The following is a 26,143-nucleotide window of genomic DNA, read 5'->3' as shown; positions in this document are numbered from 1 at the left end:
TCGCCATCGAGACGTGGTGACCCGCCTCACGCAAACGGCACGGCTGTCGTGCCCTTGGGCAGCTTGGCCTCGTCGTCGGGCTCGACGTGGATGGTGACGCGCACGGAGGGGATATCGGCCTTCAGTGCGTCCTCGATGCGGTCGCAGATGACGTGGCTGGCGCCGACCGTCATGTCGGCGTCGACGACGAGATGGAACTCGATGAAGGTGGCGCGGCCGGCGATGCGCGTCTTCAGGTCATGAACCTCCATCGCGCCCTTGCAATTGGCCGAGATGATATCGCGAATTCGTATGTGCTCCGCTGTGTCGACGGCGCGGTCCATGAGCCCGTTCATCGACGAGCCGATGACATGCCAGCCCTGCCACAGGATGTTGAGCGCCACGATGACGGCAAGGGCCGGATCGAGGATCTGCCAGCCGGTCAGGATCGCCCCGATCAGGCCGCCGAAGACCCCGATCGAGGTCACCACGTCGGTCATGATGTGGTTGCCGTCGGCAACCAGCGCCGGCGACTTCTCCGCCCGCCCGACCCTGATCAGCGTCCAGGCCCAGAAGGCGTTGATGATGGTGGCGACGCCATTGACGGCAAGGCCGTTCCAGGGCTGTTCGATCGGCTTCGGGGTTTGCCAGGAGCGCCAGACCTCATTGAGGATCAGGAGAGAGGCCAGCACGATCAGCACGCCTTCGAGCACGGCCGAGAAATACTCGGCCTTGTGGTGGCCGAACGGGTGATCCTGATCGGCCGGCTTGTAGCTGACCTGGATCGCCCAGAAGGCGGCCACGGAAGCGATGACGTTGACGATGGATTCCAGCGCGTCCGAATAGAGCGCGACGGAGCCGGTGATGTACCAGGCAGCCAGTTTCAGGGCCAGCACGACAAAGGCGATGATGATCGACCAGAAGGCAAGGTTGGCAACCCTGCGCTTCGCGATGGCCTTCGCCTCGACCGTCATGTTCCCGACTTCGGCCATAGTGTCAGGCAGCCTTTTCCCTGGCCTTGCGCGGCAGGTGGGCGACAATGTTCTCAATGATGCGCATGCCGGCATTGTGGCCGAGCGTCATGATCGATTCCGGGTGGAACTGCACCGCGGCGATAGGCTCCTTGCGGTGCTCGAAAGCCATGATGACACCATCCTCGGTTTCCGCCGTGACGATGAAATCATCGGGCAGGCGCACCGGATCGGCGAAGATCGAATGATAGCGGCCGACGGTGACTTCCTTGGGCAGGCCGGAGAAGATGATACCCGGCTTCGAGATACGGATGCGTGACGGCTTGCCGTGCATCGGCACATGCAACTGCCTGAGTTCGCCGCCATAGGCCTCGGCCAGCGCCTGCAGGCCTAGGCAGACGCCGAAGATCGGCAGGTCGCGGGATCGGGCCCGCCGGATGGTCGCGGCGCAGTCGAAATCCTTGGGTGTGCCTGGCCCGGGCGAGAGCACGACGAGGTCGGGCTTCAGCCGGTCGAAGACCTCATCCGGTACTGGCGTGCGCACGGTCGAGACATTGGCTCCGGTCTGGCGGAAATAGTTGGCCAGCGTGTGAACGAAACTATCCTCGTGATCGACGAGCAGGATGTTGACCCCGTCGCCGACGCGCGCTGTGGTGCGCTCGGTGCTGGCGGAGTTGCCTGTCTTGGCGTCGCGGATGGCGGAGAGCATGGCGGAGGCCTTCAGTTCGGTTTCGGCTTCTTCTTCCTCGGGAATGCTGTCGAAGAGCAAGGTCGCGCCGGCGCGCACCTCGGCGATGCCGTCCTTGATGCGGATGGTGCGCAATGTGAGGCCGGTGTTCATGTCGCCGTTGAAATTGACCATGCCGATGGCGCCACCGTACCAGGCGCGCGGGCTCTTCTCGTTCTGCTCGATGAAGCGCATGGCCCAAAGCTTCGGCGCGCCGGTGACGGTGACCGCCCAGGCGTGCGAGAGAAACGCGTCGAAGGCGTCCATGCCTTCGCGCAGCCGGCCCTCGATGTGATCGACGGTGTGGATCAGGCGCGAATACATCTCGATCTGTCGGCGGCCGATGACACGCACCGAGCCGGGTTCGCAGACCCGCGACTTGTCGTTGCGGTCGACGTCCGAACACATGGTGAGTTCGGATTCGTCCTTCTTGGAGTTGAGCAGTTTCAGGATCTGCTCGCTGTCCGAAATGGCATCGTCGCCGCGCTTGATGGTGCCGGAGATCGGGCAGGTTTCGACGCGGCGGCCGTTGACGCGGACGAACATTTCGGGCGAGGCGCCGATCAGGTATTCGCCTTCGCCCAGATTGATGAAGAAGGAATATGGCGACGGGTTGATCGACTTCAGCTTGCGCGAAATCTCAGAGGGCTGCGTCTCGCAGCGCTCGTAGAACATCTGGCCCGGCACGACCTCGAACAGGTCGCCGCGCTTGAAGCTGTCCATCGCCTTGCGCACGAGGTTGGCGTATTCGCCCGGCTCATGGTCGCCGCGCGGCGGAATGCGGTCGGCGGTCTTGAAAGGCTCGGCGATGTCGTCACGCGCCAGGCCTTCGGTCGAGAAACCATCGCCGGAATAGTCGTAGCGGTCGGTCCAGGCCTTGGCGGAATAATGGTCGACGACGAGGATCTCGTCGGGCAGGAACAGCACCAGGTCGCGCTGGCTCTCTTTGCGCTCGAGCTTGTAGTCGACCGGGTCGAACTGGAAGGCGAGATCGTAGCCGAAGGCGCCGTAGAGGCCGAGATTGGCGTCTTCCGCGGTCTTGAACAGGGCAGTGATGGCGCGCAGCACGGTGAAGACGGACGGGACGCGGCTGCGCTCCTCCTCGGTGAAGACCCGGCCGGGCTTGGCGATTTCGAGGCGGATCAGTGTCTTCGACGTCTCGGCGATGGTGACATCGGCCAGGCTGTCGAGCGCCTTGCCGATGACCGGCAGCAGCACCTCGCCACGGCCGTTCAACGCCTCGATGCGCATGGCGCGGCCACGCGCCGAGATCACCAGCGGCGGGTCGATGATGGCGGTGTCCCAGCGCGTGTAGCGGCCGGGATACTCATAGTTAGAGGAAAACACAGCGCCCCGGCGCGAATTCAAGCCGTCGACATAGGTGTCGATCGCGCCCGCATAGGGCCGGTCGTGGCGCTCGCGGGTGATGGTTATGCCACCCGCCGTCACGAAGCGCTCCGCGCCGTTGTCCAGAACCTTCATCGTCATTGCCGTCTCCATCAGCGTCTTTTGGTGTCAGCTTCTTGGGGCAACGGACCCGGGAATGGCTTGAAAAACAAATGGCCGCCCGGACTTTCCGTTGCGGCCACCCTCTATTTTCACGCACGCGCGTTCGAACAGGCCGCTGTCAGCAGGCCCACCACCAAATGGTCTTGGTCGAACGCATGTTCATGTCGATTCCCATAGCGGCGATTGAACAGGCGCGCAACTGGATTCCATGAAGGTGGTGAAGTTCAGTCCTCCAGCGTGCCCGACCTCGCGTCGGCGCTTTTCCTGCCGCCGACAAGCTTCAGCAGGTCTTCGCCGGCGCGGATGATGCGGCGCGAGCGCCGGGTCAGGATGATGCCGTCCTGCGGTGCGAACACCTCGGTGTGACCATCGGTTTCGCCCGGTGCGTGGATAATGGTGGCGAGGCGATCGCCCCTGGCGACCCGGTCGCCCGGCTTGACGTTGTAAAGCACGGCACCCGCCCGGGGCGACGGCATCATGTCGATGTTTTCCAGCGGCGCCACGACGCCGGTGAACGGGCCGGGGGCGGGGAGGTCGGGATCGACAACCGTGCCGCGCGCCACCAGCAGCCGGTATAGGCCGTCGGCGTCGGCTCTTGCCAGCGTGCCGTCGACATCGAGGATGCCGCGATATTCTACCGTGGTAACGACGCGGCGGTCGAGCTTCGCCACATCGGCGGGAGCGTTCTGGTAGGGCATGACCGAAGCGCCCTCGAACGTGCCGTCCGTATCCTCGCTCCACAACACGACCGCGCCGACGCCAAGGGCGGCAGCGCAATCGGCCATTGCCGGCCACAGGCTGGTGTGGACGTAGAGATAGGCCAGGCCCTCGTCGTCGCAATGGAGGTCGAGCACGATGTCGTGGCCGAGCGATAGCTGCAGCAACCGTGTCTTGAGCCGCTGGTCGGCGCTGCCAAGGGTGGTGTTCGGCAGAAGTGCCGGGTCGGGCGAGGCGAGCAGCGGAAAGCCGCGATTGAAATTGGCGCGACTGCCGAGATGGAAGCGGCCCTGATGCTCGCCGAAATGATATTGCGCGCGGCCGATCGGGTTGGCCCACGGTACGATGGTGATGTCGCCCTTCACGCGATCCTCGGCTTCGGCCTTGATGAGCATCGGCATCAGCAAGTCGATGGCGACGACCCCCGGCAGCTCGCCCGCATGGAGTGCTGCCTGCAGATAGGCCGACGGGGCGGCCTTGTCGGTTCCGGCAAGACGAAATAACGGGAATTCGTAGGACGCGCCTTCGCTTTCGCCGGCGATGCGTTCGATCGATTTGCGCATGGGGGTGCCTCCGAGATGAGAGGGGCAAGACATGCACTGTTGGCAATGCGCTGTCGAGTGGTCCGGACCGCGGTTGGAGAGCCTGTGTCGAGCGCTGCTATTCGGCGGGTTGCGCCACCGGCACCCGGCGCTCTAGCGCTTGCGACAGCACCGCGACGCCGACGGCTAGCAAGGCGATCAGGGCGCCGACCAGCGGCAGGCTGGCGTAGGAAACACCGGCGGAAAGCGACAGGCCGCCGATCCAGGCGCCGCTGGCATTGCCGACATTGAAGGCGCCCTGGTTCAGCGTTGCGGCGAGGTTCGGTCCCTCGGAGGCCGCCTCGACAACGCGGATCTGCAGCGGCGGCACGACGACGAAGATGAGCAGGCCCCACACGAAGACGATGCCGATGGCAACATTGGCGATCGAACCGAACTGCGTGAAGCCGACCAGCAGCACCGCCATTGCCAGCAGCGTGACGATGACCGTCGGCATCAGCTTCCAGTCGGCCAGGCGGCCGCCAATGATGTTGCCGATCGTCATGCCGGCGCCGAACAGCAGGAGCACCCAGGTGACCGCCGAGGTCGACAGGCCGGAAACGTCGGTCAGGTAAGGCTTGATGTAGGTGAAGACGGTGAACAGGCTGGCCGAGGTCAGCGCCGCGATCAGCATCGCAAGCCAGACCTGCAGCTTGCCCAGCACGCGCAATTCGCCGCGCAGTCCACCGCCGCTGGGTTCAGTGACATCCGACGGCACCAGCCAGGCGATGGCCGCCACCGAAATCAGCCCGATGCCGACCACGGCCAGGAAGGTGGCGCGCCAGCCGAAGGCCTCGCCTAGCGCGGTGCCGGCGGGCACGCCCAGAATGTTGGCCAGCGTCAGGCCGGCGAACATCAGCGCGATGGCGCTGGCGCGCTTGTTGCGCGGCACCAGGCTGGCGGCGACGACCGAGCCGATGCCGAAGAAGGCGCCGTGGCCGAAGGCGGTGACGACGCGCGCGGCCATCAGGGTCCAGTAGTTTGGCGCGATGGCGCAGAACAGATTGCCGACGACGAACAGAGCGGCGAGACCGACCAGAACCGGCTTGCGCGGCAGATGCGCGGTGGCCATGGCGACGATCGGCGCGCCGAAGACGACACCAAGCGCATAGCCGGTGACGAGCAGGCCCGCCGAAGGGATCGACACGCCAAGATCGGCGGCGACTTCGGGGAGCAGGCCCATGATCACGAATTCGGTGGTGCCGATGCAGAAGGACGCAATGGCAAGCGCGAGGATCGGCAAGGGCATGGGGCGTCCAGACTGAATCGGTTCAATCGCAAACTTCGCGACTGGCCGCGCCATGCGCAAGACACATTGCTGCAATGGAGCAATGCAGAAAGCCGGGAGCTGAAAGGAGGCGCGTCAGACCAGCGGCTTCAGTTCCTGGGCGATGGTGGGCAACAGCTCCGAGACATTCGGATGGATGTGCACGGCCCGCGCCAGCGTGTCGACGGGCGCCTTGGCGTACATCAGGTCGAGCACGCAATGCACGGCCTCGTCGCCACCGGGGCCGAGCACCGAGCAGCCGAGGATTTCCCTGGTGTCGGCGTCGACGAGGATCTTCATGAAGCCTTGCGTCTCGCCCTTTTCCACCGCGCGGCCCACGCGGGTCATTGGCCGCTGGCCAACCAGGGCGCGGCGGCCTGATTTCTTCACCGCCGCCTCGGTCATGCCGCAGCGGCCGAGCGGTGGGTCGATGTAGAGCGCGTACGCCTCGATGCGGTCGCTGACCTTGCGCGGATCATTGTCGAGCAGATTGGCGGCGACGATCTCGTAGTCGTTGTAGGAGGTGTGGGTGAAGGCGCCCTTGCCGTTGCAGTCGCCCATCGCCCAGATGCCGGGCACACTGGTGCGCAGCTGGTCGTCGACGGTGACGAAGCCGCGCTTGTCGACCGCGACGCCCGCCTTGTCGAGGCCGAGGTCGTCGGTGTTGGGCGTGCGGCCCAGCGCCAGCAGCACATGCGAGCCGACAGAAGGCGGCTGGCCGGCCGCGAAGGTCACGGCGATGTCGTTGCCTTGCCTGGCGAAAGCGATGTCGTCGGCGCCGACATGGACCGCGATGCCTTCGTTCTCGAGGATCGACAGGATGGCGGCCGAGACGTCCTCGTCCTCGCGCCCGGTCAGCCGGGGGCTCTTCTCGATGACGGTGACGTCCGAGCCGAAACGGCGGAACATCTGCGCGAATTCAAGCGAGATATAGCTGCCTCCGACGACGATCAGATGGCGCGGCAGGACCTCGATATCCATCATCGACGAATTGGTCAGGTAGTCGATGTCGTGAATGCCTGGCAGGTCGGGCACCGAGGCGCGGCCGCCGGTGTTGAGGAAAATCTTTCCGGCGGTCAGAAGGTCATCGCCGACACGCACCGTGTTGGCGGATTCAAAACGCGCATGGCCGCGATAGAGCGTGCATTTGTCCATCCCAGCGATCCAGTCTTCCAGCCCGGTCCGGGCGTCGATCGTCACCTTGTCCTTGCGCGCCTTGATCCTGGCATAGTCGACCCCAACGGGGCCGCCGAGCGTCACGCCATAGTCGGCGGCGCGCCGCGCCAGATGGGCGGCATAGGCGCTGGCCACCATGGTCTTGGTCGGCATGCAGCCGGTGTTGACGCAAGTGCCGCCGACCAGCTTGCGCTCGATCAGCGCCACGCTCATGCCGGCGGCGGACAGGCGGCCCGCCAGGGGCGATCCCGCCTGTCCGGCGCCGATGATAATGGCGTCGAAAGTTTTGGCCGTCATGCCACCGCGGCCACGATCAGCAGGCCGCCGATGATCGCCACCGCGTCCTCGATGAAGGCGGCGGGCGGATCCTTGCCGAACGCTGCCGCAAGGCGGCCGCGCGCTTCCGCACCGCCCAGCGTGCCGATGACGGCGCCGATGGCGCCAGCGATCAGGCCGCCAATGGTTGACCCGGCGGTGGCGCCGATCACCGCGCCGCTGAAGGCGCCAAGCAGGATGCGGGCGCCGAACTGCTGCGGCACCTTGCGGCTGGGCGTCGACGGCAACTGATCGGTCACCAGTTCGACGATGGCCAGGATGGTGAAGATGCCGACGGCGGCCCAATGGCTCATGAAACTGGCCCAGGTGCCTGCGACCGGCAGCCAGCCGAGATAGGCGCCCCAGGCGATCGCGGCCGGCGCGGTCATGGCGCGCAGACCGGCAATCACACCGATCAGAAGTGCAAGAACATACAGCATGCTGGTCCCCTCGATCACCGGGCCAGGACAGTCCGGGAGAGAGCAGGCTAGCATAGGCGTTGCATTTGAAAAGCGCATGGCTCCGAAAAAACGGAATCGACCGGTCGCACCCGACATTGCCAGCGCCCGGCGCCGTCAATCCGGCGTCGTCGGCAAGGCGGCTGACCTAGGCGGCGGGAAAGCGGACGATGGCCTCGAAGCCATTCCGCCGGCCGGATGCCGGTGAATTGAGGACAAGCGTCGCGTCGACCTGTTGCAGGATGCGGCTGACGATCGCCAGGCCAAGGCCCGATCCCTCGGCCCGTGTCGCGCCCCGTTCGAAGCGTTTGACCAGTCTGTCCGGGGCGGCGACCACAGGACCCCCGTTGATGATGCTGAGCCTGGCGTCTTCGTCGATCCGGACCACGACATGTCCATCCTCGGCGCCATGACGCAAGGCATTTTCGATCAGGTTGCGCAGCACGATGGCCAGTGCATCCGTGTCGATGGCGGCGCGTACTTGGCCGTTTGCGGAGGTTTCAAGATGAAGACGGCCCCTGTTTTGGCTATGCTGTTCGAAGTCGGTGACAACCAGTGCGGCAACCGCGGCCAGGTCGGCCGACTTGCCGGCGACGGCCACGCCCGCGTCGGCGCGGGCCAGCTGCATCAGCTTTTCGGACAGGCCGGCCAGGTTTGAAAGCGCAGCCTTGATCTGGCGCGGGCGTTTTCGCGCGGCCTCGTCAGGAGCCTCGGCGATCAGCCGCTCCGTCTGCGCCAGCGCACCGGCGATCGGCGTGCGCAATTCATGCGCGGCGTTCGCGGTGAATTCCTTTTCGGCGTCAAGCGCCATGCTCAGGCGCTGCATCAGGCTGTTGACCGACTTGGCGATGGCGGCGAGTTCCAAGGGCAGGCCCTCGCTGCGGATCGGCGCCAGATTGTCGCCATGGCGGGCGCTGATCTCCCCGCGCAATGTCGCGATGGGCCTGAGCGAGCGCGCAAGCGCCAGCCATGCAGCCAGCGCCGTCAACGGGATGAGCATGACCATCGGCACCAGGAAGCCGGTGGCGGCTTCAAGGGTTTCCTCATTGCGCCGCGCGTCGAGTTCGGCCACCTGGATGAAGACCGTGCCGCTGACCGCGGACTGGGTGTAGATGCGCCATCCGGCCGCCTCCGCGAAGCCCTGAACGAGTTCGGCCGCCAGCGGCTCGGCGGGCGCGTCGTGGGAGTGCATGAGGACACGGCCGCTGGCGTCGCGCACCTGGAAGATCAGCCGGTCGCCGTCGTCGTCGGAAACGGCATCGGCCAATTTGCGGGGCGATTGCGACGGATCGCGCCCGAAGAGGTCGTCGATGACCAGCGGCAGCAGTCGGCGCGCGGCTTCCTGCATCGCACCGTCCATGGCCTCGTTGATTTCACGATGCAGGGTGATGCTTCCCGTGGCCGCCGCGACCATCCCGAAGGCGACCGTGACCAAGAGCAGGGAGGCCACGAGGCGTCCGGCGAGGCTCTTGAAAACCTTCATGGGGACGCAAGGCGATAGCCCAGCCCCCTGACGGTGGTGATGACTTCGCGGCCGATCTTCTTGCGCAGGCGGCTGACATAGACTTCGACGGTGTTGCTTTCTATCTCCGCGCCGAAGGCGTAGAGGGCATCCTCGATCTGGTCCTTGCCGACGGTCGTGCCGGGCCGGCGCAGGAATTGCTCCAGAACCGCCCATTCGCGGGACGTCAGCATGGACTCGGTGCCTTCCACGACAACCCGCCGGGCGGCCTGATCGATCTCGACCCGTCCGAGCCGGAGCAAAGGGTTCGGATTACCCGTATAGCGCCGTGCGACCGCGGCGAGGCGCGCGGACAGTTCGCCGAGGTCGAACGGCTTGACGAGATAGTCGTCAGCCCCGGAATTCAGCCCTTCTATCCGGTCCGAGAGCTGGTCGCGGGCCGTCAGGATGATGACCGGCGTGTCGCTGCCCTTGCCGCGCAAAGCCTTGAGGAAGTCGAGACCCTTGCCATCCGGCAGATGGAGATCGAGCAGGATGAGTTCATAGGAAACGACATTCAGGTGGTCGCGCGCCTCGCCGAGCGTCGTGCTCCAGTCCACGGCATGGCCGTGCGACGCGATATGATCGCGCACCGCCTCGCCCAGAAGAGGGTCGTCCTCGATCAGCAGAACGCGCACTTCGCCTCCATGTCAGCACGGCCTCCTCATGCGGCATCAAGCTGACAGGAAGCTGAACGAAAGCCAATTGCGGCATTTGCCCGATGCGATGCACGTTCAGGCTGCTGTCAGCTTTCACGGGCAGGGTCCGCCACATCGGAATTGGCCGATGGAGAAACGAAGATGAAGACGCTGATCCTGGCCGCGCTGGCATTGGCATTCGCGGGGCCCGCCTTCGCCGCCGACAAATGCGATGTCCCGACCGACCAGTGGCAACCGCGCGAGGCCCTGCAGAAGAAGCTCGAAAGCGAAGGCTGGAAGGTTCGCAGCATCAAGACGGAAAACGGCTGCTACGAGGCCAAGGCGCTCGATGCCAACGGCAAGAAGCTTGAAGGCGTGTTCAACCCCAAGACGCTCGAGTCGGTCGGCGCCGATTCCGACGACGGTTGATCCCTATGAACGCCACCGTCTCGACGCGGGAAACCTCGCGAGGGTCGATCCAAGAAACCTCGGTCGGCTCGACACGGGAAGCCACGATCAAGGTCTGGAGCCTCTACGTCCGCCTCTTTCACTGGTCGCTTGTCCTGTGCGTCGCGGTGGCGTGGCTTTCCTCCGGAGAAATCATGAAGGTGCATGTGCTGGCCGGGTACAGCGCCGGTGTCCTGATAGCCTCACGGCTGATCGCCGGCCTGGCCGGGTCAGGATACACGCGGTTTCGTCAATTCGTCCGTGGGCCGGGCGCGGTGAGCTCGTATCTCGCCGATGTGGCGAATGGCCACGAACGACGTTATCTCGGCCATAACCCCGCCGGCGGGGCCATGGTGCTTGCGCTTCTTGCCTGCGTGGCAGGCATTGCGCTTACCGGCTGGATGCAGACCACGGATGCCTGGTGGGGCGTGGCCTGGGTCGAGGACACGCACAAAATCCTCGGCAACGGAATCCTGGTGCTGATAGGGCTTCATGTCGGCGGCGTTTTGCTGGCCAGCCTGCGCCATCACGAGAACCTGGTTCGCGCCATGGTCACCGGCCGCAAACGCGCGCCATCGCCGGAAGACGTCACCTAACCCCGGAGACTGGAAATGCAAAGGGCGCCACGTCGACGCGGCGCCCCCTGTCGTTCGATCTCAAGATGACAGGGCCCGCGCCACTTGTTCGTCCCGATCCACCCGCCTGGAGAATTCCCGCCGGTATTGCACAGGCGATGTCCTGAGCCTCGCCGCGAAATGCTGACGCAGCGAGGTGGCGCTACCGAAGCCGGCTTCGAAGGCAACGATATCAATCGATTTTTCCGTGGCTTCCAGCAGGCGTTGCGCCAGTTCGATCCGCTGGTTGGTCAACCAATCCCCAAAACTGGTGCCGATCGATTTCTGGAAGCGGCGGGTGAAGGTGCGTCGAGTCAGGCCGGCAGCTTCGGCGACGCTGTCGAGGCTGTGTGTCTCGCCGAGGGCAGCGCGCACCGCGTCAAGCGCGTGGGTGAAGCGGTCGGCATTCGCGCTTTTTGCCACGGGACGCTCGATGAACTGCGCCTGCCCGCCCTGCCGGTGGGGCGAGAGCACGACGTGGCGGGCGAGTCGGAGCGCCGCCTCGGCGCCATAACGAGCGCGCACGATATGCAGGCAGCAGTCCAGTCCGGCGGCGACGCCGGCGGAGGTGACGATGTCGCCGTCATCGACATAGAGCACGTCGGCATCGACAGCGATGTCGGGATGCAAGGCCTGCAACTGGTCCGTATAGGCCCAATGCGTTGTCGCCTTCCGGCCGGAAAGCAGGCCGGTGGCGGCGATGGCAAAGGTGCCGAGGCACAGGCCGACGATCAGCGTCCCGCGGCGGTGCGCGCGGCCGAGCGCTTCGTTGAGCGGCTTGGCCAGAGGCGCTTCGAGATCCTTCCAGCTGGGGATGATGATGATGTCGGCATCGTCGAGCGCGGACAGCCCGTGCGCAACAAGGATGCTCAGCCCGGCCTCGGTCTGGATCATGCCCGCCTCGATCCCGCAGACACGGAAGTCGAAGCGCGGCAGGCCGAGCCTGGTGCGGTCGGCGCCGAACACCAGACAAGGCACGGAGAGATGGAACGGGCTGATGCCGTCGAAGGCAAGCGCGGCAATGATCGGGGTGGTCACGGGCTGCTTCCAACAAGTGAAGGTCTGATTGTCTCAATTCTTACGAATGATGTCAATCGGGCCACTTATGGCCGTTCATCAGAGGGCCTATTTTCGGCCATCGCAGTCAAGCCGAAAAAAAGGAAAACACCATGTCTGTGTCAACCAACACCACGCCGCGCCGCGCGCTGATCGTCGTCGACGTCCAGAATGATTATGATGGCGGCAGTCTGGCCATCCAGCATCCGCCGTTCCGCGACAGCGTCGTCAACGTGGCACGTGCCATGGACGCCGCGGCGGCGGCCGGCATCAAGGTGGCGGTGGTCAAGCAGATGGCGCCCGAGACTTCGCCGATCTTCGCCAAGGGCAGTCACGGCAGCGAACTGCATCCGGAGATCGCCAGGCGCAATCGCGACCACTATGTCGAGAAGATGCTGCCCTCCGCCTTCACCGGCACCGATCTCGAAGCGTGGCTGCGTGCCAACGCCATCGATACGATAACGGTCGTCGGTTACATGACGCATAATTGCGACCTGTCGACCATCATCCATGCCGTGCATATGGGGTTTGCGGTCGAGTTCCTGTCCGACGCGACCGGCTCGGTGCCTTACGCCAACAGCGCCGGCTATGCCTCGGCCGAGGAGATCCACCGGGTGGTGACGATCATTCTGCAGTCGCGCTTCGCCGCGGTGCTGAAGACCGCCGAGTGGGCCGAGTGCCTGAAGATCGGCACCTTGCCGGAGCGCGACACGATCTACGCTTCCAATCAGCGGGCGCTGGCGCGCAGCGCGGCGTAGGACGATTCGCAAACAGGAAGGGCGCCGCATCGCTGCGGCGCCCTTCTTCTGATCTCGAGGCAAAAGGCTAGAACAGGCCTTCGATCTGGCCGGCCTCGTTGAGGAAGATCTTTTCCGAGGACGGCGCCTTGGGCAGGCCGGGCATGGTCATGACCTCGCCGCAGATGACGACGACGAAGCCGGCGCCCGCCGAAAGCCTGACCTCTCGCACCGGCACGGTGTGGCCGGTCGGCGCGCCGCGCAGGTTCGGATCGGTCGAGAACGAATATTGCGTCTTGGCCATGCAGACCGGCAGATTGCCGTAGCCAGCGTCTTCCCAGGCCTTGAGCTGGTCGCGCACCGACTTGTCGGCGATCGCCTCCGAGCCGCGATAGATGCGCTGGACGATGGTGTTGATCTTCTCGAACAGCGGCATTGCGTCGGGATAGAGCGGCGCGAACTGCGAGGCGCCGGATTCGGCCAGCGCCACCACCTTGTTGGCGAGGTCTTCGATGCCGGCCGAGCCGTGAGCCCAATGCTTGCAAAGGATCGCTTCCTCGCCCATCGAGGCGACATAGTCCTTCATCGCCTGGATCTCGGCGTCGGTGTCGGAATAGAAGTGATTGATGGCCACCACCGCCGGCACGCCGAACTGGCGGATATTCTCGATGTGGCGGCCAAGGTTGGCGCAGCCCTTCTTCACCGCCTCGACGTTTTCCTTGCCGAGGTCTTCCTTCTTCACGCCGCCATTCATCTTCATGGCGCGCACGGTGGCGACGATGACGGCCGCCGCCGGCTTCAGGCCCGCCTTGCGGCACTTGATGTCGAAGAACTTTTCAGCACCGAGATCGGCGCCGAAGCCGGCTTCGGTGACGACATAGTCGGCGAGCTTCAGCGCCGTCGTGGTGGCAACCACCGAGTTGCAGCCATGCGCGATGTTGGCGAACGGGCCGCCATGCACGAAGGCCGGATTGTTCTCCAGCGTCTGCACCAGGTTGGGCTGCATGGCGTCCTTCAAGAGCACGGCCATTGCGCCGTCGGCCTTGAGGTCGCGGGCATAGACGGGCGACTTGTCGCGGCGGTAGGCGACGATGATGTCGCCGAGGCGCTTCTCGAGGTCCTTGAGGTCGGTCGACAGGCACAGGATCGCCATGACTTCCGAGGCGACGGTGATGTCGAAGCCGCCTTCGCGCGGGAAGCCGTTGGCGACGCCGCCGAGCGAGCAGATGATCTCGCGCAATGCGCGGTCGTTCATGTCCATGACCCGGCGCCAGACGACGCGGCGGGTGTCGATGCCGAGCTCATTGCCCCAGTAGATGTGGTTGTCGATCAGCGCCGACAGAAGGTTGTGCGCCGTGGTGATGGCGTGGAAATCGCCGGTGAAATGGAGGTTCATGTCCTCCATCGGTACGACCTGCGCGTAGCCGCCGCCGGCGGCCCCGCCCTTGACGCCGAAATTCGGCCCAAGCGAGGCCTCGCGGATGCACACGATCGCCTTCTTGCCGATGCGGTTCAGGCCGTCGCCAAGGCCAACCGTGGTGGTTGTCTTGCCTTCGCCGGCCGGCGTCGGGTTGATGGCGGTGACGAGGATCAGCTTGCCGTCCTTGTTGCCTTTCACCGACTTGATGAACTCGGCGGAAATCTTCGCCTTGTCGTGGCCGTAGGGCAGCAGATGTTCGGTCGGGATGCCGATCTTCTGGCCGATCTCCTGGATCTGCTTCTTCTTGGCGCCGCGCGCGATCTCGATGTCGGACTTCACTTCGGCCATGACGGCTTTCCTCTGGATTGGACGGTGGAGGGGATGGGTTTGATCTCGCTCGAACGCATGGTGGAAACGGGCCAGCGCGGGCGGGCATGTTCCAACCCTGTCGCTGCCACGGCTTCAACCTGCATGCAGTATTGTTCCTATGAAGAAAACTTCCCGGCGGACCGACCGACTTGCCGACGGTCTTCCTGGCCCGGTTGACGCGCCGTATAAGAGCCAGAGGACGCGTCGCTCCGCCGTCTCAAAACAGCCGCACAATGCACGGAATGCGACAGAGGCGACGGCGCAAATTCGCCATCGGCATTGCTGGCTGTGGACGGGCCTACTGCGCCAGCACGTTGCTGATTTCGACCATGTTGGAGCGCACCCTGAGCACGTAGAAGCCCATCGTCGTCAGATGCGTCGGCAGCAGCCAGCCATCCTCGCGGCCGTTGGCGATGATGAAAGGCTGGATCTTCAGCGCCGAGACGAATTGCGCGTCCATCGTTTCCCAAAGGTTCTGCAGGTGCTTTTCCTTGATGACGTCCTCGAAATCGGCCTGGGCGCCCTTCATCAGGCCGTAATAGGCATAGAGCTGGCCATAGGCGAACCAGTAGCGGTCATCGGCGCGGAAATCGAACCAGCCATTATTGTGGTTCTCGGCGCGCTCCTTGAGGATCGCCGACGTGGAACCGATGTCCGACGAGATGCGATCGATATATTGCTTCAGATTGTCGGCGCGGGCATCGAAGGTTGCCTGGCAGGTGGCGAGCCGGGCGTTGAAGGAACGCAGCATGCGCACGGCGTCGCGATAGTAGCTCGGCGTCGGCGTCTTGGGCCCGAACGGGTTCAGGCCGAAATACCAGGTCTCCTCGTCGAACTGCAGATTGCCACGGGCATTCTGCAGATCGCCGTCGATCTGCGAGGTGGTGCGCACGCGGCCGAGATTGTCGGCAAGCTCGGTCGCCGTACGGCGCACCGCCTGGTTGATGCCGCGCTGGAACGAAGCCTTGTTGTCCATCCATGGCGTGTGATCCCAGTCGATGCCGAACAGGCCGAGCTTGTAGAGGATCATCGACGAGATCCAGGCATTCTGGTTGACGTTCAAGTCGGTGAGGTCGGCCGCCACCTGGGCGATGCCGGAATTTCCGCAGGTCTTGGCGGTGTCCGTACCGGCACCGGCGGCGACCTGTTCGCCGGCGGAAACGTTGCGGTTCTTGAAGCTATAGATCTCCGGATAGTTCGGGTTGAAATTGTTCCACCACTGGGTGGCGTAGAAGAAGTTGGCGTAGAGGCCGACAAGCACCAGCAAAGCGACGCCGACCGCGGTCTTGAGGATCCAGCCGCGCCGCGTGTACCAGCTGCCGGCCCATATGAACGGCCACAGGATGACGCCGATGAACAGGCCGATGCCGCGGCCTATCCACTGGAAGATCCCGACGAAGAAGTTCACGATCGGATCGAGCATGGCAATGTCACCCCTCAGTCGGTCAGTCGGGCCGTCAGTCGGTCAGGCCGTAGAGGCGCGTGCGGAACGCCACCTTGTCCTTCAAATATGTGCTTTTCAGAACGTCGACAACATGCGATCGCCAGGCATCGCTGAAGCCGCCATAGTCCTTGTAGAAGCCCTGCTTGTTGAAGATGTAGCGCGACACGAAGTCGGAGGGCACGAAATCCGAGATCAACTGGTTGGTCAGCCAGGCATCGGGATGATCGGGCTTGGCGCGGATCACCAGAAAACGCTGTGATGGGGGTACGTCCTCGATCTTGAGGCGACCCAACTGGGCGATTTCGCGCTTGGCGGCGTTGAGGAAGGGAAAGTTGCCGTCCCTGGTGATCAGGTCGGCATGGCTCTGGATCCAGGTCTGCAGCCAGACCTTGTCGACATCGGTCAGGTTGCGGTCGGGTTCGGCGTCGCGGATCAGCGCGCGCACCACCATCTCGGCCCGGTGCTCGAGATAGCCCGAAGTTTCGACCCAGGACGCGCGCGGCAGTTCAACGCGGCCGGTGGACGCCAGGAACTTGAACACCTTGTCGGCATCGGCAATGGAGATGTAGCTGACCTGCCAGGGCCGCGAGCGGCGGAAGCCAGGCGCCGCCGGATCGCTGATCACGGTCGTGACGTCCGGGTCGACGAATACATAGAGCCCGCCGAAATGGCTGGTCCAGTAGGCGTTGTGGCGGAAAATCACCTGGTCCGGCACCAGCGCGTTCTCGCGGATGTCGCCGCACACCTTGGCGAGCTCGACCATGCGGGTCAGCATGGCGCTGTCGCGCCAGGCGTCGGGCTCCTGCTTCAGCCGGTCGACGAGCTTGCCAAGCTCGGCGGCCTTGCCCAGCACGTCCTCCGCCGACAGCACCTTGAACTCGACCTGGCTGATCGACAGCAGGTCCTCGATGTCGTTGACCTTCGGAACCGAATCCTCGATCTCGCCGTAGATGACGTCCTTGATGGTCAGCGCGTCGATGGCGCGCTGGTTCCTGGACATGAACTCGAACATCAACTGCGAGGTGTTGGAGAAGGCGGTATGGACGACGGGCAGGTCGATCTGCGACGGCGTCAGGATGATGAAGCGGCGATTGACCTCGCCGGGATCGAGATAGTCATGGTCGCCGCATTCCTCGGCCACTTCGGGCGAGAAGCCGGTGCGGTCGATCTGGAAGCTCTTCAGCTTGGTGGGCTCGAGCCCGAACGCCGCCAGCGCCTTGTTGTAGCGCTGGATGAGATGCGGCTCATCGATGGTGAGCAAACGGCCGTAGATCAGCTCATTGTCGCGAAGCAGGTCGGGCTTCTTGGCGGGGTGGTTCATCTTGCCTTCTCCCCCTTGTGGGAGAAGGTGGATCGGCGCGACAGCGCCGAGACGGATGAGGGGTGTTCCAACAGAGTGAGGCGCTGGCGTTCCCTGGAACCCCCCTCATCCGTCGCCTGCGGCGACACCTTCTCCCACAAGGGGAGAAGGGAAGGCGAGCTCACATCACGCATTCCAAACCCCCTTCTTCTTCATCTCCTCCATCTCGCGCGCCGCGCGTTCGCGCAGCTTGGCGTCGCGCAGCAGCTTTTCCACCGCGGCGTCGTCTGACTTGTCGGAATAGCGGAACTCGCTGTCGGCATAGCGGTTGATCTCCTGCATGACCATGTCCATCGAGAACGGGCCGCGCAATTCCTCGATCATGGCCTTCTTCTCGTCGTAGCCCTTGTGCATGAAGGCTTCCGGTTTCTCGAACCAGTCGTCGGGGAGCTCGATGTCCATGGCGCGCATCTTGATGGCGTCGGTGACGTTCTTGATGGCGCGGCCGGTGAAGCGCGGCTCGGCATCCTTGATCAGGTGCAGGTAGGTGCCGATGTCGGCCATGGATTTCGGCGCGCCGTTCTCCTTCATGTAGCGCTCATAGACCCGCATCAGGCCGTCCTCCTGCGGCTTCTCATGCTCCTCATAGGCCTCGGTCACGGCACGCTGGATTTCCTGCGCGGCGTAGAGCTCGTGGTCGCCGAGCGGTATCTTGTGGTTCTTGCCGGCGAGCAGAACGAAGATGTCGATGTAGTCGTCGCGGGTCTGCGGGCCGTCGACCAGCCAGCGTGCGCCGGCGCGCTGGCGCAGCGCATCGTCGACATTTTCGGGATAGTTGGAGAACATGCCGAAGGAGCAGTTGCCGCGCACCACCGTGCCCGCTCCGGCGAAGGCATCCATCAGGACGCCGGTGATCTCCTGCTGGCCGGCCGAGGCGCGGTCGTCGGAGCGGCGCGCCGCCACCTGGTCGATGTCGTCGATGGTGCCGAAGCCGATGACGCGCGGGTTCAGGACGTTGTTGATGAACTGGCGGCAGTTTTGGCCCGACTTGCCCTGGTAGGACGAAATCTGGTCGACGCCGAAATTCTCGTAGGCGAAGGGATAGCCGGCGACCTGGCAGTAGCCGTTGACGAGGCCGGCGATCATCTGGATCAGCGTCGTCTTGCCGGTGCCCGGCGCGCCATCGCCGATGAAGGTGAACAGGAAGCCGCCGAGTTCGACGAACGGGTTCAGCTCACGCTCGAAATCATAGGCCATCAGCATCTTGGCCAGCTTGACCGACTGGTATTTGGCGATGTGGTTGCCGACGACCTCTTCCGGCTTCTTGAAGGTCATCACCAATGGCTTGGAGCGCTTGCCGGGGGCGACATCGAAGCCATCGAGGGTGAAATCGTCGGCATCGATGCGGATATGGGCGTTCTCGAACGGGCCGATGCCGTCGAAACGTCCCTTGCGCGCCAGCAGCCCGTCGATGGCGACGCGGGCGAAGGCGCGCGCCCTAGTCATCAGGTCGGCATCGTCTTTCGTGCCCGCTATCGCCTTGTCGAGGCCGGCGATGATCGATTTCACCGCGTCCTGCGGCGTGTCGAACAGGAAGTCCGGCTCGGGCATGTCATTGGGTGCTTCGCCGTCGCTGTCGATCAGCTGGAACAGATAGGACGCGAGGCTGAAAGCCGAGATGTAGGCGGAGGCCGACAGGAGCTTCTTGAAGGTTGCGGCTTCACCGCCTTCCAGCGGCGCCCGGGCATTCCTGGCCTGCAGGCTTTCGAGGTCGGAGCCCTCGGCGAAGACGTCCGAGATGGCGAGCGCGATCGCCGTGCCACGCCGGGCCCGATACAGCAGCGTGTGCTGCGGGATGCTCATCAGCTGGTCGTCGGGATGAATGGCGGCGACGGTCTTTGCGAGTTCGACCTCACGCGTGCGGCGAACCGAGCCGACCGAGACGGTGGAGACGAAGCGACGGTTGGTGCCGGCCAGGGCCGTGCCGGACTCGCGTGAGGGATCCTCCAGCACGACGATGCGGGTGATGAAGCTCTGCGCGGTGGCGCGGTGCTTCTCGATCGCCGCTTCCGGGATGGTGGTCAGGCCGGTGTCCATGAAGTGTGCTCCGTGGTGTTACGGTCAGACATCCGAGATCACCTGTCCGTTGGACAGGATGTGAACCTTGTAGCCGCCAAAGATCTTCTGTGCTTCGCCGGCGGCGTAGAGCGCCTGGTAGGCTTCGTGCGGGATCAGCGCATGGTTTTCGTAGCTCGACACGCCCTGGCGCGCGGCTTCCAAATCGTCGGTGTTGATGAAGAATTCCTGCGTCGTCTTCTCGCTTGAAAACAGCCCTTTGCGGCCGGGCTTCTCGCCCTTGGAATAGACTTCCTGGATGGTCCAGGTCAGCAGCCAGGCGTTTTCCGGCTTGCGCACCTTGGCCAGCACCTCGGTCACCGTCGAGTTGTTGTCGGTGATGCCGGCCGAATAGAAGGGGCCGAGCACGACACGGCGCAGCTGCTTGGGGTGCAGCGGTTCGAAATCCTTGTCGAGATTGACGGCGATCGTCGCCGGCGACAGCGTGTAGGCCGAGTTCTTCTGGGTGAAATCGTCGAAACGGTGGGCGAGCTCGGGATTGAGCAGGCCGTCGACCGGCAGCGGAATGTCGACCTTGTCGTTGAGCTTGCCGTCGCGGTCGACGAGCTGGCGGATCATGTTCTCGGAGGAATCCTCCACCGTCACCATGTAGACCAGCGGCAGGTTGGCGCTGCCGTCGAAGGTCGCCCAGTGGACGAGATAATAGGGCCGGGCCGTCTTCGGATTGACCGAAACCTTGACGGTCTGCGCCAGCGTGAACGGCCCGAAGGTCTGCTCGCTCTTGACGTCTTCCAGATACAGCCGCTCGGCCATCGACTTGCGCAGCGCCTCGGGGAATTCCTTGTGGCGCAGGATGAAGTCGGCCATCTCCTCGCGCAGTTCGCCGGCCAGCGGGATGTTGGCCAGCCGGCTGTCCGCCTGGCGCCGGTCGTTCTCCAGTTCGAGCAGGTTCTGGAAGACCGGGAAGCCGCTTTCGGCGCGGGAGATGCGGAACGTGTCCGTGAAGCCCAGCCGGTTGCGCCAGCAGGAAAACGATCTGTCGAGCCGGGCGATGTATTCGGCCAGAATCTTGGCGACGATGCCGTGCCGGTAGAGCGGCGAGCGATCGTCGCGCATGAATATCTCAAGGCCGCTGAGTGCTGCGGTGATGGAGGAGAAATACCGTGCCGCCGCTTCGTTTTCGGGGGTCATGCCTATGCGCTCGCCGGCGGTCCCTGCCACTCCTTACGATTGCACGTAGTTTGCCGAATTGTGCTTCTTCAGCACTTCGTCGAAGCGGCGGGCGAAGGCATCGTCGGCCAGCTTCTTGCGGCGCTGGATGTCGGCGCTGGCAACCATGTTCTTCTCGTGCATCTCGAGCAGGTCGCCGATGTGCTTCTGCGAGGCGGCGCCGATGCCGGCCATGGTCTCCTCGGCCGTGTTGTCGACTTGGCTCCCCAGCGTGTTGATCTTGTGGGCGACGTCCTGCTGTGCGGCGGTCTTCAAGGAATCTTCCAGCGCCTTGTAGAGCACGATGCGCTGCTCGGTATCGATGGTCAGCTTGTTGATCAGCGTCGCCTGCGCGGCGATCTGGTTGTTGAGCGAGTCGACGAAGGTCTGGAACATCGAGGTGTAGCGCTCCAGCGTCTGGCTCTCGGCCAGCAGCTCCTGCTCCTTGGCCTGTCTCTCATTGTATTCGGTGGCGAGAACCGAGCGTTCTCCCTCAAGCTGCGTGCGGTCCTTCTGGCTGGTCGAAGCCGCAATCCTGTTCTCGATGTCGAGCAGCATCGGATTGAGCTCCTCGATACGCTTCTGCACCGCCTCGAGATTGGACATTGTGGACTTGCGGCGCTCGATGACCTGCGAGAGGCTGGCCTCGGAGGTCTTGTAGCGCTGGTCGAGAATCTCTTTCTGCGCCTTCAGGATACCGACGATGGTGTCGGATTTCGCCAGCAACTCCTGCAGATTGCCGGCCAGCGACATGTTGCGCACTCGGTCGGTGCGCATGCGCTGCTTGCTCTGGCTGGAGAAGATGCCGACGAAGTTTTCCCAGCCTGAATAGTTCTTCATGCTCTCGAACTCGGCGCCGAACACGTTGGTGGCGTCCTCGAGCCCGATGATGAGGTCGGCGATGTTGCCTTCCATCACCTTCTGCTGCTTCAGCACGTCCTCGATGCGGGCGTTCTCGATGTCGAAATTGGCGTCGCCGATCTTCTTGTCGGCCTTGGCGAGCGTGTCGAGCACGCTGCCGGACTGCTCGATCCTGGAGCGCATGTCCTGCACGACCTGCTTGGTCTTGGCAATTTCGGCGTCGAAATTCTGCAATGTCGCCATAGGGCCCTCCCGCTTCGGCATCAGGTCGCTGATCGCGAACAGCGGTGAATATATGTGGGGTATCAGGGGATTGAAAGACGCAAGACAAGCCCCGCTGTGAAAACAAAAGAATTCATCTCGGCCTTGAAAGCCAATGGAAGCGTGTGCATGGCGTGACTAGCCAGCCGGCTGGACGTAGTTCAGCTGTTGTTGAACTTCGCGACCGGCAAAGCGACGGTGAGGCATTCATTGGCCGCCGGCGCGGGCGGTCGGAAAGTCGACAAAGGACTGAACAGTCGGCGGCTCCCACAGGTCTGCGCGAACCAGCCCGTTGGGGAGATGTGCCGCTGCTCAGGGCTTGGGATCGGCCTTGAGATAGGCGATGACATTGGCGATGTCGTCGTCGTTGGCGAGGCCGCCAAACGCCATCTTGTTGCCGGGCACCTTGAGTCGGGGCGCCTTGAGATATTCGGCGAGGTTGGCCTCGTCCCAGACGAGACCGGCGGCGCCGGCGCTCTTCATCGCTTCGGAATAGTGGCCAAGGAAACTGTCGGCGGTGCCGGCGGTGCGGCCGACGACACCATGCAGATGCGGGCCGATCTTGTCGCGGTCGGTGGCCGCTTCATGGCAGGCAATGCACCGGTTGAAGACCTTCTTGCCCAGGGCCGGATCACCGCCGGCATGCGCGGCAATCGAAGTGGCAAGGAGAAGGATGCTGGCGGACGAAACGGCTCGAAGCATGGCTGACCCCGGAGAGCTCTGGCTGGCGGCCTTATAGCGCCGAGGCCTTAACAAACGCTGCATCGTGCCGGGATTGGGGAGGGGATGGTCCATGCGGCCGCACTGCACCGGGCAAAGCACGGCGCCGTCAGGTGCTGATAAAGCCGATGAAATCATCTGGCGCTACGCGGCCCATCTCCTCCTCCCAGTGACGGCGGCACAGCGAGACATAGACATCCTTGCCGATCTCCACCTGCTCGCCCTGGCGGGCCACCTTGCCGTCCGGTCCGAGGCGCACCACCATCGTTGCCTTGCGGCCGCAACTGCAGATCGTGCGCACTTCGCGCAGGTCATCGGCGATGGCCAGCAACGCGCGCGAGCCGGAAAACAGCTTGCCCTGGAAATCGGTGCGCAGTCCGTAGCACATGACCGGGATGTTCAGCCGGTCGGCGATGCGGGCCAGTTGCCAGACCTGCTCCTCCTCGAGAAACTGTGCCTCGTCGACGAAGACGCAATGGACGGCCGCATGGTCGTGGTGCTCGGCGACGCGCGCGAACAGGTCGTCGCCGTCGCGGAACATCTCGGCTTCCGACTCCAGGCCGATGCGTGACGAGACCAGGCCGGCGTCGCCCTTGGCGTAGTGTCCGGCGACGAACAGCATCGTCGCCATGCCGCGCTCGCGATAATTGTAGGATGCCTGCAAGAGCATCGTGGTCTTGCCGGCGTTCATCGTCGCGTAGTGGAAATAGAGCTTGGCCATGCCGCTCTTTTAAGCCGACTTGCCGCGATGCGGGGAGGGGGCGCCATCGCATTCCCCCAGAAAAGCCGCGGAGACCAGCCTGCTCGGGCCTGGGCGCCCTTCGAAAGCGTCGTCGGTGTCGCGGTTTGGCCAGTCCGCGCCGTTGATCGTGATTGTCTTGGTGCTTGAAACCACACCAGAATGGTGTTTGGCTGACAATGCAAGGCGGGCAGAGAAACCGTGACGTCGCTTCGCCAAAGAATCGAAATGGGAGATTGTCTATGTCGCGTATGAATTCTTTCGTCGCCGGCCTTGGGCTGGCGGCTCTGTTGTCCACGAGCGCTGCCTTTGCCGGCGACCCGGCAAGCTGCAAGGCGGTGCGCCTCTCCGATGTCGGCTGGACCGACATCCAGGCGACGACCGGCGTCGCTTCGGTCCTGCTCACGGCGCTCGGCTACGAGCCGCAGGTGATCCAGCTGTCGGTGCCGGTGACCATGGCTTCGCTGAAGAACAAGGACCTCGACGTGTTCCTCGGCAACTGGATGCCGTCGATGACCAACGACATCAAGGACTATACCGCCGATGGATCCGTCGAGACGATCAGCACGAACCTGACCGGCGCCGGCTACGGCATCGTGGTGCCGACCTATGTGGCGGACGCCGGCGTCAAGTCGCTGACCGACATCGGAAAGTTCAAGGACAAGTTCAACGGCAAGATCTACGGCATCGAGGCCGGCAATGACGGCAACCGCATCATCCTCGACATGATCAAGAACCCGAAGGACAATCTCGAGGGCTTCGAACTGGTCGAATCCTCGGAGGCCGGCATGCTGACGCAGGCCGAGCAGTCGATGAAGAACAATGAGTGGATCGCTTTCCTCGGCTGGACGCCGCATCCGGTGATGGGCGCCATGAAGATCACCTATCTCGACGGCATGGGCGACAGCGGCTTCGGCGCCGCCACCGTCTACACCAACGTGCGCAAGGGCTACACCACCGAATGCCCGAACGCTGGCAAGCTGATCGCCAATCTGAAGTTCAACCTGGACATGGAAGGCCAGATGATGGACGCGATCCTGAAGGGCGGCGACGCCAACACGGTGGCGACCGACTGGCTGAAGAAGAACCCCGATGCGATCACCCCATGGATCGCCGGCGTGACGACCTTCGACGGCGGCGATGCCGCCGCGGCGATCAAGACCGCGCTCGGAAGCTGAGCCGGCGCGATTTCGGTTTGACCGAAACGGAAAGGGCAGCCAACTTTGAAAGGGCTGCCCTTTTTCATATCCTGTGACAAGATGACGTGACGACAGCAGGGGCCGAGGGCGGGCGGTCTCCGGATGAGAGGGGCGATATGGATCCGATTTCGAAATTCATGGTCGATCACAAGATTCCGATCGGCGCCTGGGGAAAAGCGTTCTTCGGTTTCCTCACCGACAATTTCGACACTGTGTTCAGGGCCTTCTCGAATGGCCTCAATTTCCTGCTCGACGGGCTGGTCGGCATCCTGCTGATGGTGCCGCCTGTGCTGCTGGCGCTGGTCATCGCCGGAATCGCCTGGCTGCTGCAGCGCTCGCGCCCGCTCGCGCTGGGCGTGTTCCTCGGCCTGATCTTCATCATCAACCAGAACCTCTGGAAGCAGACGGTGCAGACGCTGGTGCTGGTCGTCGCCGCCGCCGCCATGGCGATGGCCATCGGCGTGCCGCTCGGCATCTGGGCGGCGCACAAGCCGAAGGTCTACCGGATCATGCTGCCGGTGCTGGACCTGATGCAGACGCTGCCGACCTTCGTCTACCTGATCCCCGTGCTGACCCTGTTCGGCCTCGGCAATGCGCCGGGCCTCATCGTGACCATCATCTTCGTCATCCCGACCGCGGTCCGGCTTACCCATCTCGGCGTTGTCTCCGTGCCGAAGTCGATCGTCGAGGCCGGCGAGGCCTTCGGCGCCACCAAGAGCCAGTTGCTCTGGAAGGTGGAACTGCCCTCGGCGCTGCCGACCATCATGGCCGGGCTGACGCAATCCATCATGCTGTCGCTGTCGATGGTGGTGTTCGCCGCGCTGATCGGCGCCGGCGGTCTCGGCACCGAGATCAACCGGGCGCTCGGCTCGCGCCGCATCGATCTCGGCATCGAGGCGGGCCTGGCCATCGTCGTGCTCGCCATCGTGCTCGACCGGATGACCCGCATCGCCGTTGGAGGCAAGAAATGACCGTCGCCGTCGATTTCAGGAACGTCGATATCGTCTTCGGCGCCGACCAGGCCGGCTCGCTGGCGATGATCGACGCGGGCGCGACGCGCGCCGAAATCCTCGAGAAGACCGGCAATGTGCTGGGCTGCGCGGGCGCCAGCCTGACGGTGAACGAGGGCGAGATTTCCGTACTGATGGGCCTGTCGGGCTCGGGGAAGTCGACGCTGCTGCGGGCGGTGAACCGGCTGAATGTCGTGTCGCGCGGCCAGGTGCTGGTCAAGGATGGCGACAAGATCGTCGATGTCGTCACCTGCGACCAGGCCACGCTGCGGCGGCTGCGCCAGAAACAGGTGGCGATGGTGTTCCAGCAGTTCGGCCTGCTGCCCTGGCGCACGGTGGAGGAGAATGTCGGCCTCGGCCTCGAACTGGCCGGCGTGCCCGAGGCGGAACGCAAGGAGCGCGTGCTCAAGCAGCTCAAGCTGGTCCATCTCGACCAGTGGTCGAAGAAATACGCGCATGAGCTGTCGGGCGGCATGCAGCAGCGCGTCGGCCTTGCCCGCGCCTTCGCCACCGAGGCGCCGATCCTGCTGATGGACGAGCCGTTCTCCGCGCTCGACCCGTTGATCCGCACCAAGCTGCAGGACGAATTGCTGCAGCTGCAGGCGGAATTGAAGAAGACCATCATCTTCGTCAGCCACGACCTCGAGGAAGCGCTCAAGATCGGCAGCCACATCACCATCATGGAGGGCGGGCGCATCGTGCAGACCGGCGCCCCTGAAGACATCGTGCTGCGCCCCGCCAACGACTATGTCCGCGACTTCATCGCCAATGTGAACCCGCTGTCGGTGCTGACCGCCTGGAACGTGATGCGCGACCGTCGCGACCTCGAACAGGGAACGGAC

General features: G+C 64.0%; 23 protein-coding genes. 6 read left to right on the top strand and 17 right to left on the bottom strand.

Features of this window, described 5'->3' with window-relative positions:
• Positions 1-26: 26 nt before the first annotated feature.
• The 8 genes from WC739_RS14350 to WC739_RS14315 form a co-directional block, all read right to left on the bottom strand.
• Positions 27-953 (bottom strand): cation diffusion facilitator family transporter, encoded by a 927-nt coding sequence (locus WC739_RS14350; RefSeq protein WP_372953698.1) that lies wholly within the window; start codon positions 951-953, stop codon positions 27-29.
• Positions 954-975: 22 nt separating this feature from the next.
• Positions 976-3,165, bottom strand: a complete 2,190-nt coding sequence (locus WC739_RS14345; RefSeq protein ID WP_372953697.1) for an anthranilate synthase — start codon at positions 3,163-3,165, stop codon at positions 976-978.
• A gap of 245 nt (positions 3,166-3,410) precedes the next feature.
• Positions 3,411-4,466, bottom strand: a complete 1,056-nt coding sequence (locus WC739_RS14340; RefSeq protein WP_372953696.1) for a succinylglutamate desuccinylase/aspartoacylase family protein — start codon at positions 4,464-4,466, stop codon at positions 3,411-3,413.
• A 97-nt stretch (positions 4,467-4,563) separates the two neighbouring features.
• The gene (locus WC739_RS14335; protein ID WP_372953695.1) at positions 4,564-5,733 is read right to left on the bottom strand and encodes an MFS transporter; all 1,170 of its coding nucleotides are present in this window, start codon (positions 5,731-5,733) and stop codon (positions 4,564-4,566) included.
• A 114-nt stretch (positions 5,734-5,847) separates the two neighbouring features.
• Positions 5,848-7,224 (bottom strand): FAD-containing oxidoreductase, encoded by a 1,377-nt coding sequence (locus tag WC739_RS14330; RefSeq protein WP_372953694.1) that lies wholly within the window; start codon positions 7,222-7,224, stop codon positions 5,848-5,850.
• The gene (locus WC739_RS14325; RefSeq protein ID WP_372953693.1) at positions 7,221-7,682 is read right to left on the bottom strand and encodes a DUF4126 domain-containing protein; all 462 of its coding nucleotides are present in this window, start codon (positions 7,680-7,682) and stop codon (positions 7,221-7,223) included. The genes WC739_RS14330 and WC739_RS14325 overlap by 4 nt, the downstream gene beginning before the upstream one ends.
• A 166-nt stretch (positions 7,683-7,848) precedes the next feature.
• Positions 7,849-9,183, bottom strand: a complete 1,335-nt coding sequence (locus tag WC739_RS14320; protein ID WP_372953692.1) for an ATP-binding protein — start codon at positions 9,181-9,183, stop codon at positions 7,849-7,851.
• Positions 9,180-9,839 (bottom strand): response regulator, encoded by a 660-nt coding sequence (locus WC739_RS14315; protein ID WP_372953691.1) that lies wholly within the window; start codon positions 9,837-9,839, stop codon positions 9,180-9,182. Before WC739_RS14315 ends, WC739_RS14320 begins: the two co-directional genes overlap by 4 nt.
• A gap of 162 nt (positions 9,840-10,001) precedes the next feature.
• Here WC739_RS14315 and WC739_RS14310 point away from each other — a divergent pair, with 162 nt between their 5' ends.
• The gene (locus tag WC739_RS14310; RefSeq protein WP_372953690.1) at positions 10,002-10,268 is read left to right on the top strand and encodes a PepSY domain-containing protein; all 267 of its coding nucleotides are present in this window, start codon (positions 10,002-10,004) and stop codon (positions 10,266-10,268) included.
• Positions 10,269-10,273: 5 nt separating this feature from the next.
• The gene (locus WC739_RS14305) at positions 10,274-10,882 is read left to right on the top strand and encodes a cytochrome b/b6 domain-containing protein (protein WP_372953689.1); all 609 of its coding nucleotides are present in this window, start codon (positions 10,274-10,276) and stop codon (positions 10,880-10,882) included.
• 60 nt (positions 10,883-10,942) lie between these two features.
• Here WC739_RS14305 and WC739_RS14300 read toward each other — a convergent pair whose 3' ends face one another.
• Positions 10,943-11,938, bottom strand: a complete 996-nt coding sequence (locus WC739_RS14300) for a helix-turn-helix domain-containing protein (RefSeq protein ID WP_372953688.1) — start codon at positions 11,936-11,938, stop codon at positions 10,943-10,945.
• Positions 11,939-12,069: 131 nt separating this feature from the next.
• On the opposite strand from WC739_RS14300, the gene WC739_RS14295 reads away from it, so the two are divergent.
• Entirely contained in the window at positions 12,070-12,714 is a 645-nt protein-coding gene (locus tag WC739_RS14295) for a cysteine hydrolase family protein (RefSeq protein ID WP_372953687.1), read from the top strand.
• A 67-nt stretch (positions 12,715-12,781) separates the two neighbouring features.
• Here WC739_RS14295 and WC739_RS14290 read toward each other — a convergent pair whose 3' ends face one another.
• From WC739_RS14290 to WC739_RS14255, 8 genes are all read right to left on the bottom strand, one after another.
• Complete coding sequence (locus tag WC739_RS14290) at positions 12,782-14,461, bottom strand: formate--tetrahydrofolate ligase (RefSeq protein WP_372953686.1); 1,680 nt, start codon at positions 14,459-14,461, stop codon at positions 12,782-12,784.
• A gap of 319 nt (positions 14,462-14,780) precedes the next feature.
• Positions 14,781-15,905: a DUF2333 family protein gene (locus WC739_RS14285; protein WP_372953685.1), complete on the bottom strand. Its 1,125-nt coding sequence runs from the start codon at positions 15,903-15,905 to the stop codon at positions 14,781-14,783.
• A gap of 34 nt (positions 15,906-15,939) precedes the next feature.
• Positions 15,940-17,247, bottom strand: a complete 1,308-nt coding sequence (locus WC739_RS14280) for a DUF6638 family protein (protein ID WP_372953684.1) — start codon at positions 17,245-17,247, stop codon at positions 15,940-15,942.
• Positions 17,248-17,412: 165 nt separating this feature from the next.
• Positions 17,413-19,323, bottom strand: a complete 1,911-nt coding sequence (locus WC739_RS14275; protein WP_372953683.1) for an ATP-binding protein — start codon at positions 19,321-19,323, stop codon at positions 17,413-17,415.
• 24 nt (positions 19,324-19,347) lie between these two features.
• Positions 19,348-20,493 (bottom strand): hypothetical protein, encoded by a 1,146-nt coding sequence (locus tag WC739_RS14270; RefSeq protein WP_372953682.1) that lies wholly within the window; start codon positions 20,491-20,493, stop codon positions 19,348-19,350.
• Positions 20,494-20,526: 33 nt separating this feature from the next.
• The gene (locus WC739_RS14265; protein ID WP_372953681.1) at positions 20,527-21,615 is read right to left on the bottom strand and encodes a hypothetical protein; all 1,089 of its coding nucleotides are present in this window, start codon (positions 21,613-21,615) and stop codon (positions 20,527-20,529) included.
• 330 nt (positions 21,616-21,945) lie between these two features.
• Positions 21,946-22,335, bottom strand: coding sequence for a cytochrome c family protein (locus WC739_RS14260; RefSeq protein WP_372953680.1), 390 nt, complete (start codon positions 22,333-22,335; stop codon positions 21,946-21,948).
• Between the two features lie 127 nt (positions 22,336-22,462).
• The gene (locus WC739_RS14255; protein ID WP_372953679.1) at positions 22,463-23,074 is read right to left on the bottom strand and encodes a thymidine kinase; all 612 of its coding nucleotides are present in this window, start codon (positions 23,072-23,074) and stop codon (positions 22,463-22,465) included.
• Between the two features lie 260 nt (positions 23,075-23,334).
• Between WC739_RS14255 and WC739_RS14250 the strand changes: the two genes are divergently transcribed.
• The 3 genes from WC739_RS14250 to choV form a co-directional block, all read left to right on the top strand.
• The gene (locus WC739_RS14250) at positions 23,335-24,270 is read left to right on the top strand and encodes a choline ABC transporter substrate-binding protein (RefSeq protein WP_372953678.1); all 936 of its coding nucleotides are present in this window, start codon (positions 23,335-23,337) and stop codon (positions 24,268-24,270) included.
• A gap of 137 nt (positions 24,271-24,407) precedes the next feature.
• Positions 24,408-25,262 (top strand): choline ABC transporter permease subunit, encoded by an 855-nt coding sequence (gene choW, locus WC739_RS14245; RefSeq protein ID WP_372953677.1) that lies wholly within the window; start codon positions 24,408-24,410, stop codon positions 25,260-25,262.
• On the top strand, positions 25,259-26,143 hold an 885-nt coding region (gene choV, locus WC739_RS14240; protein ID WP_372953676.1), incomplete at its 3' end, for a choline ABC transporter ATP-binding protein. The genes choW and choV, both read left to right, overlap by 4 nt.

Origin of the sequence: Mesorhizobium sp. (assembly GCF_041661565.1) — a bacterium.
Taxonomy (GTDB): domain Bacteria; phylum Pseudomonadota; class Alphaproteobacteria; order Rhizobiales; family Rhizobiaceae; genus Mesorhizobium.
Note: the sequence above shows the minus strand (reverse complement) of the source record. Positions and strands in the feature narration are given on the sequence as shown.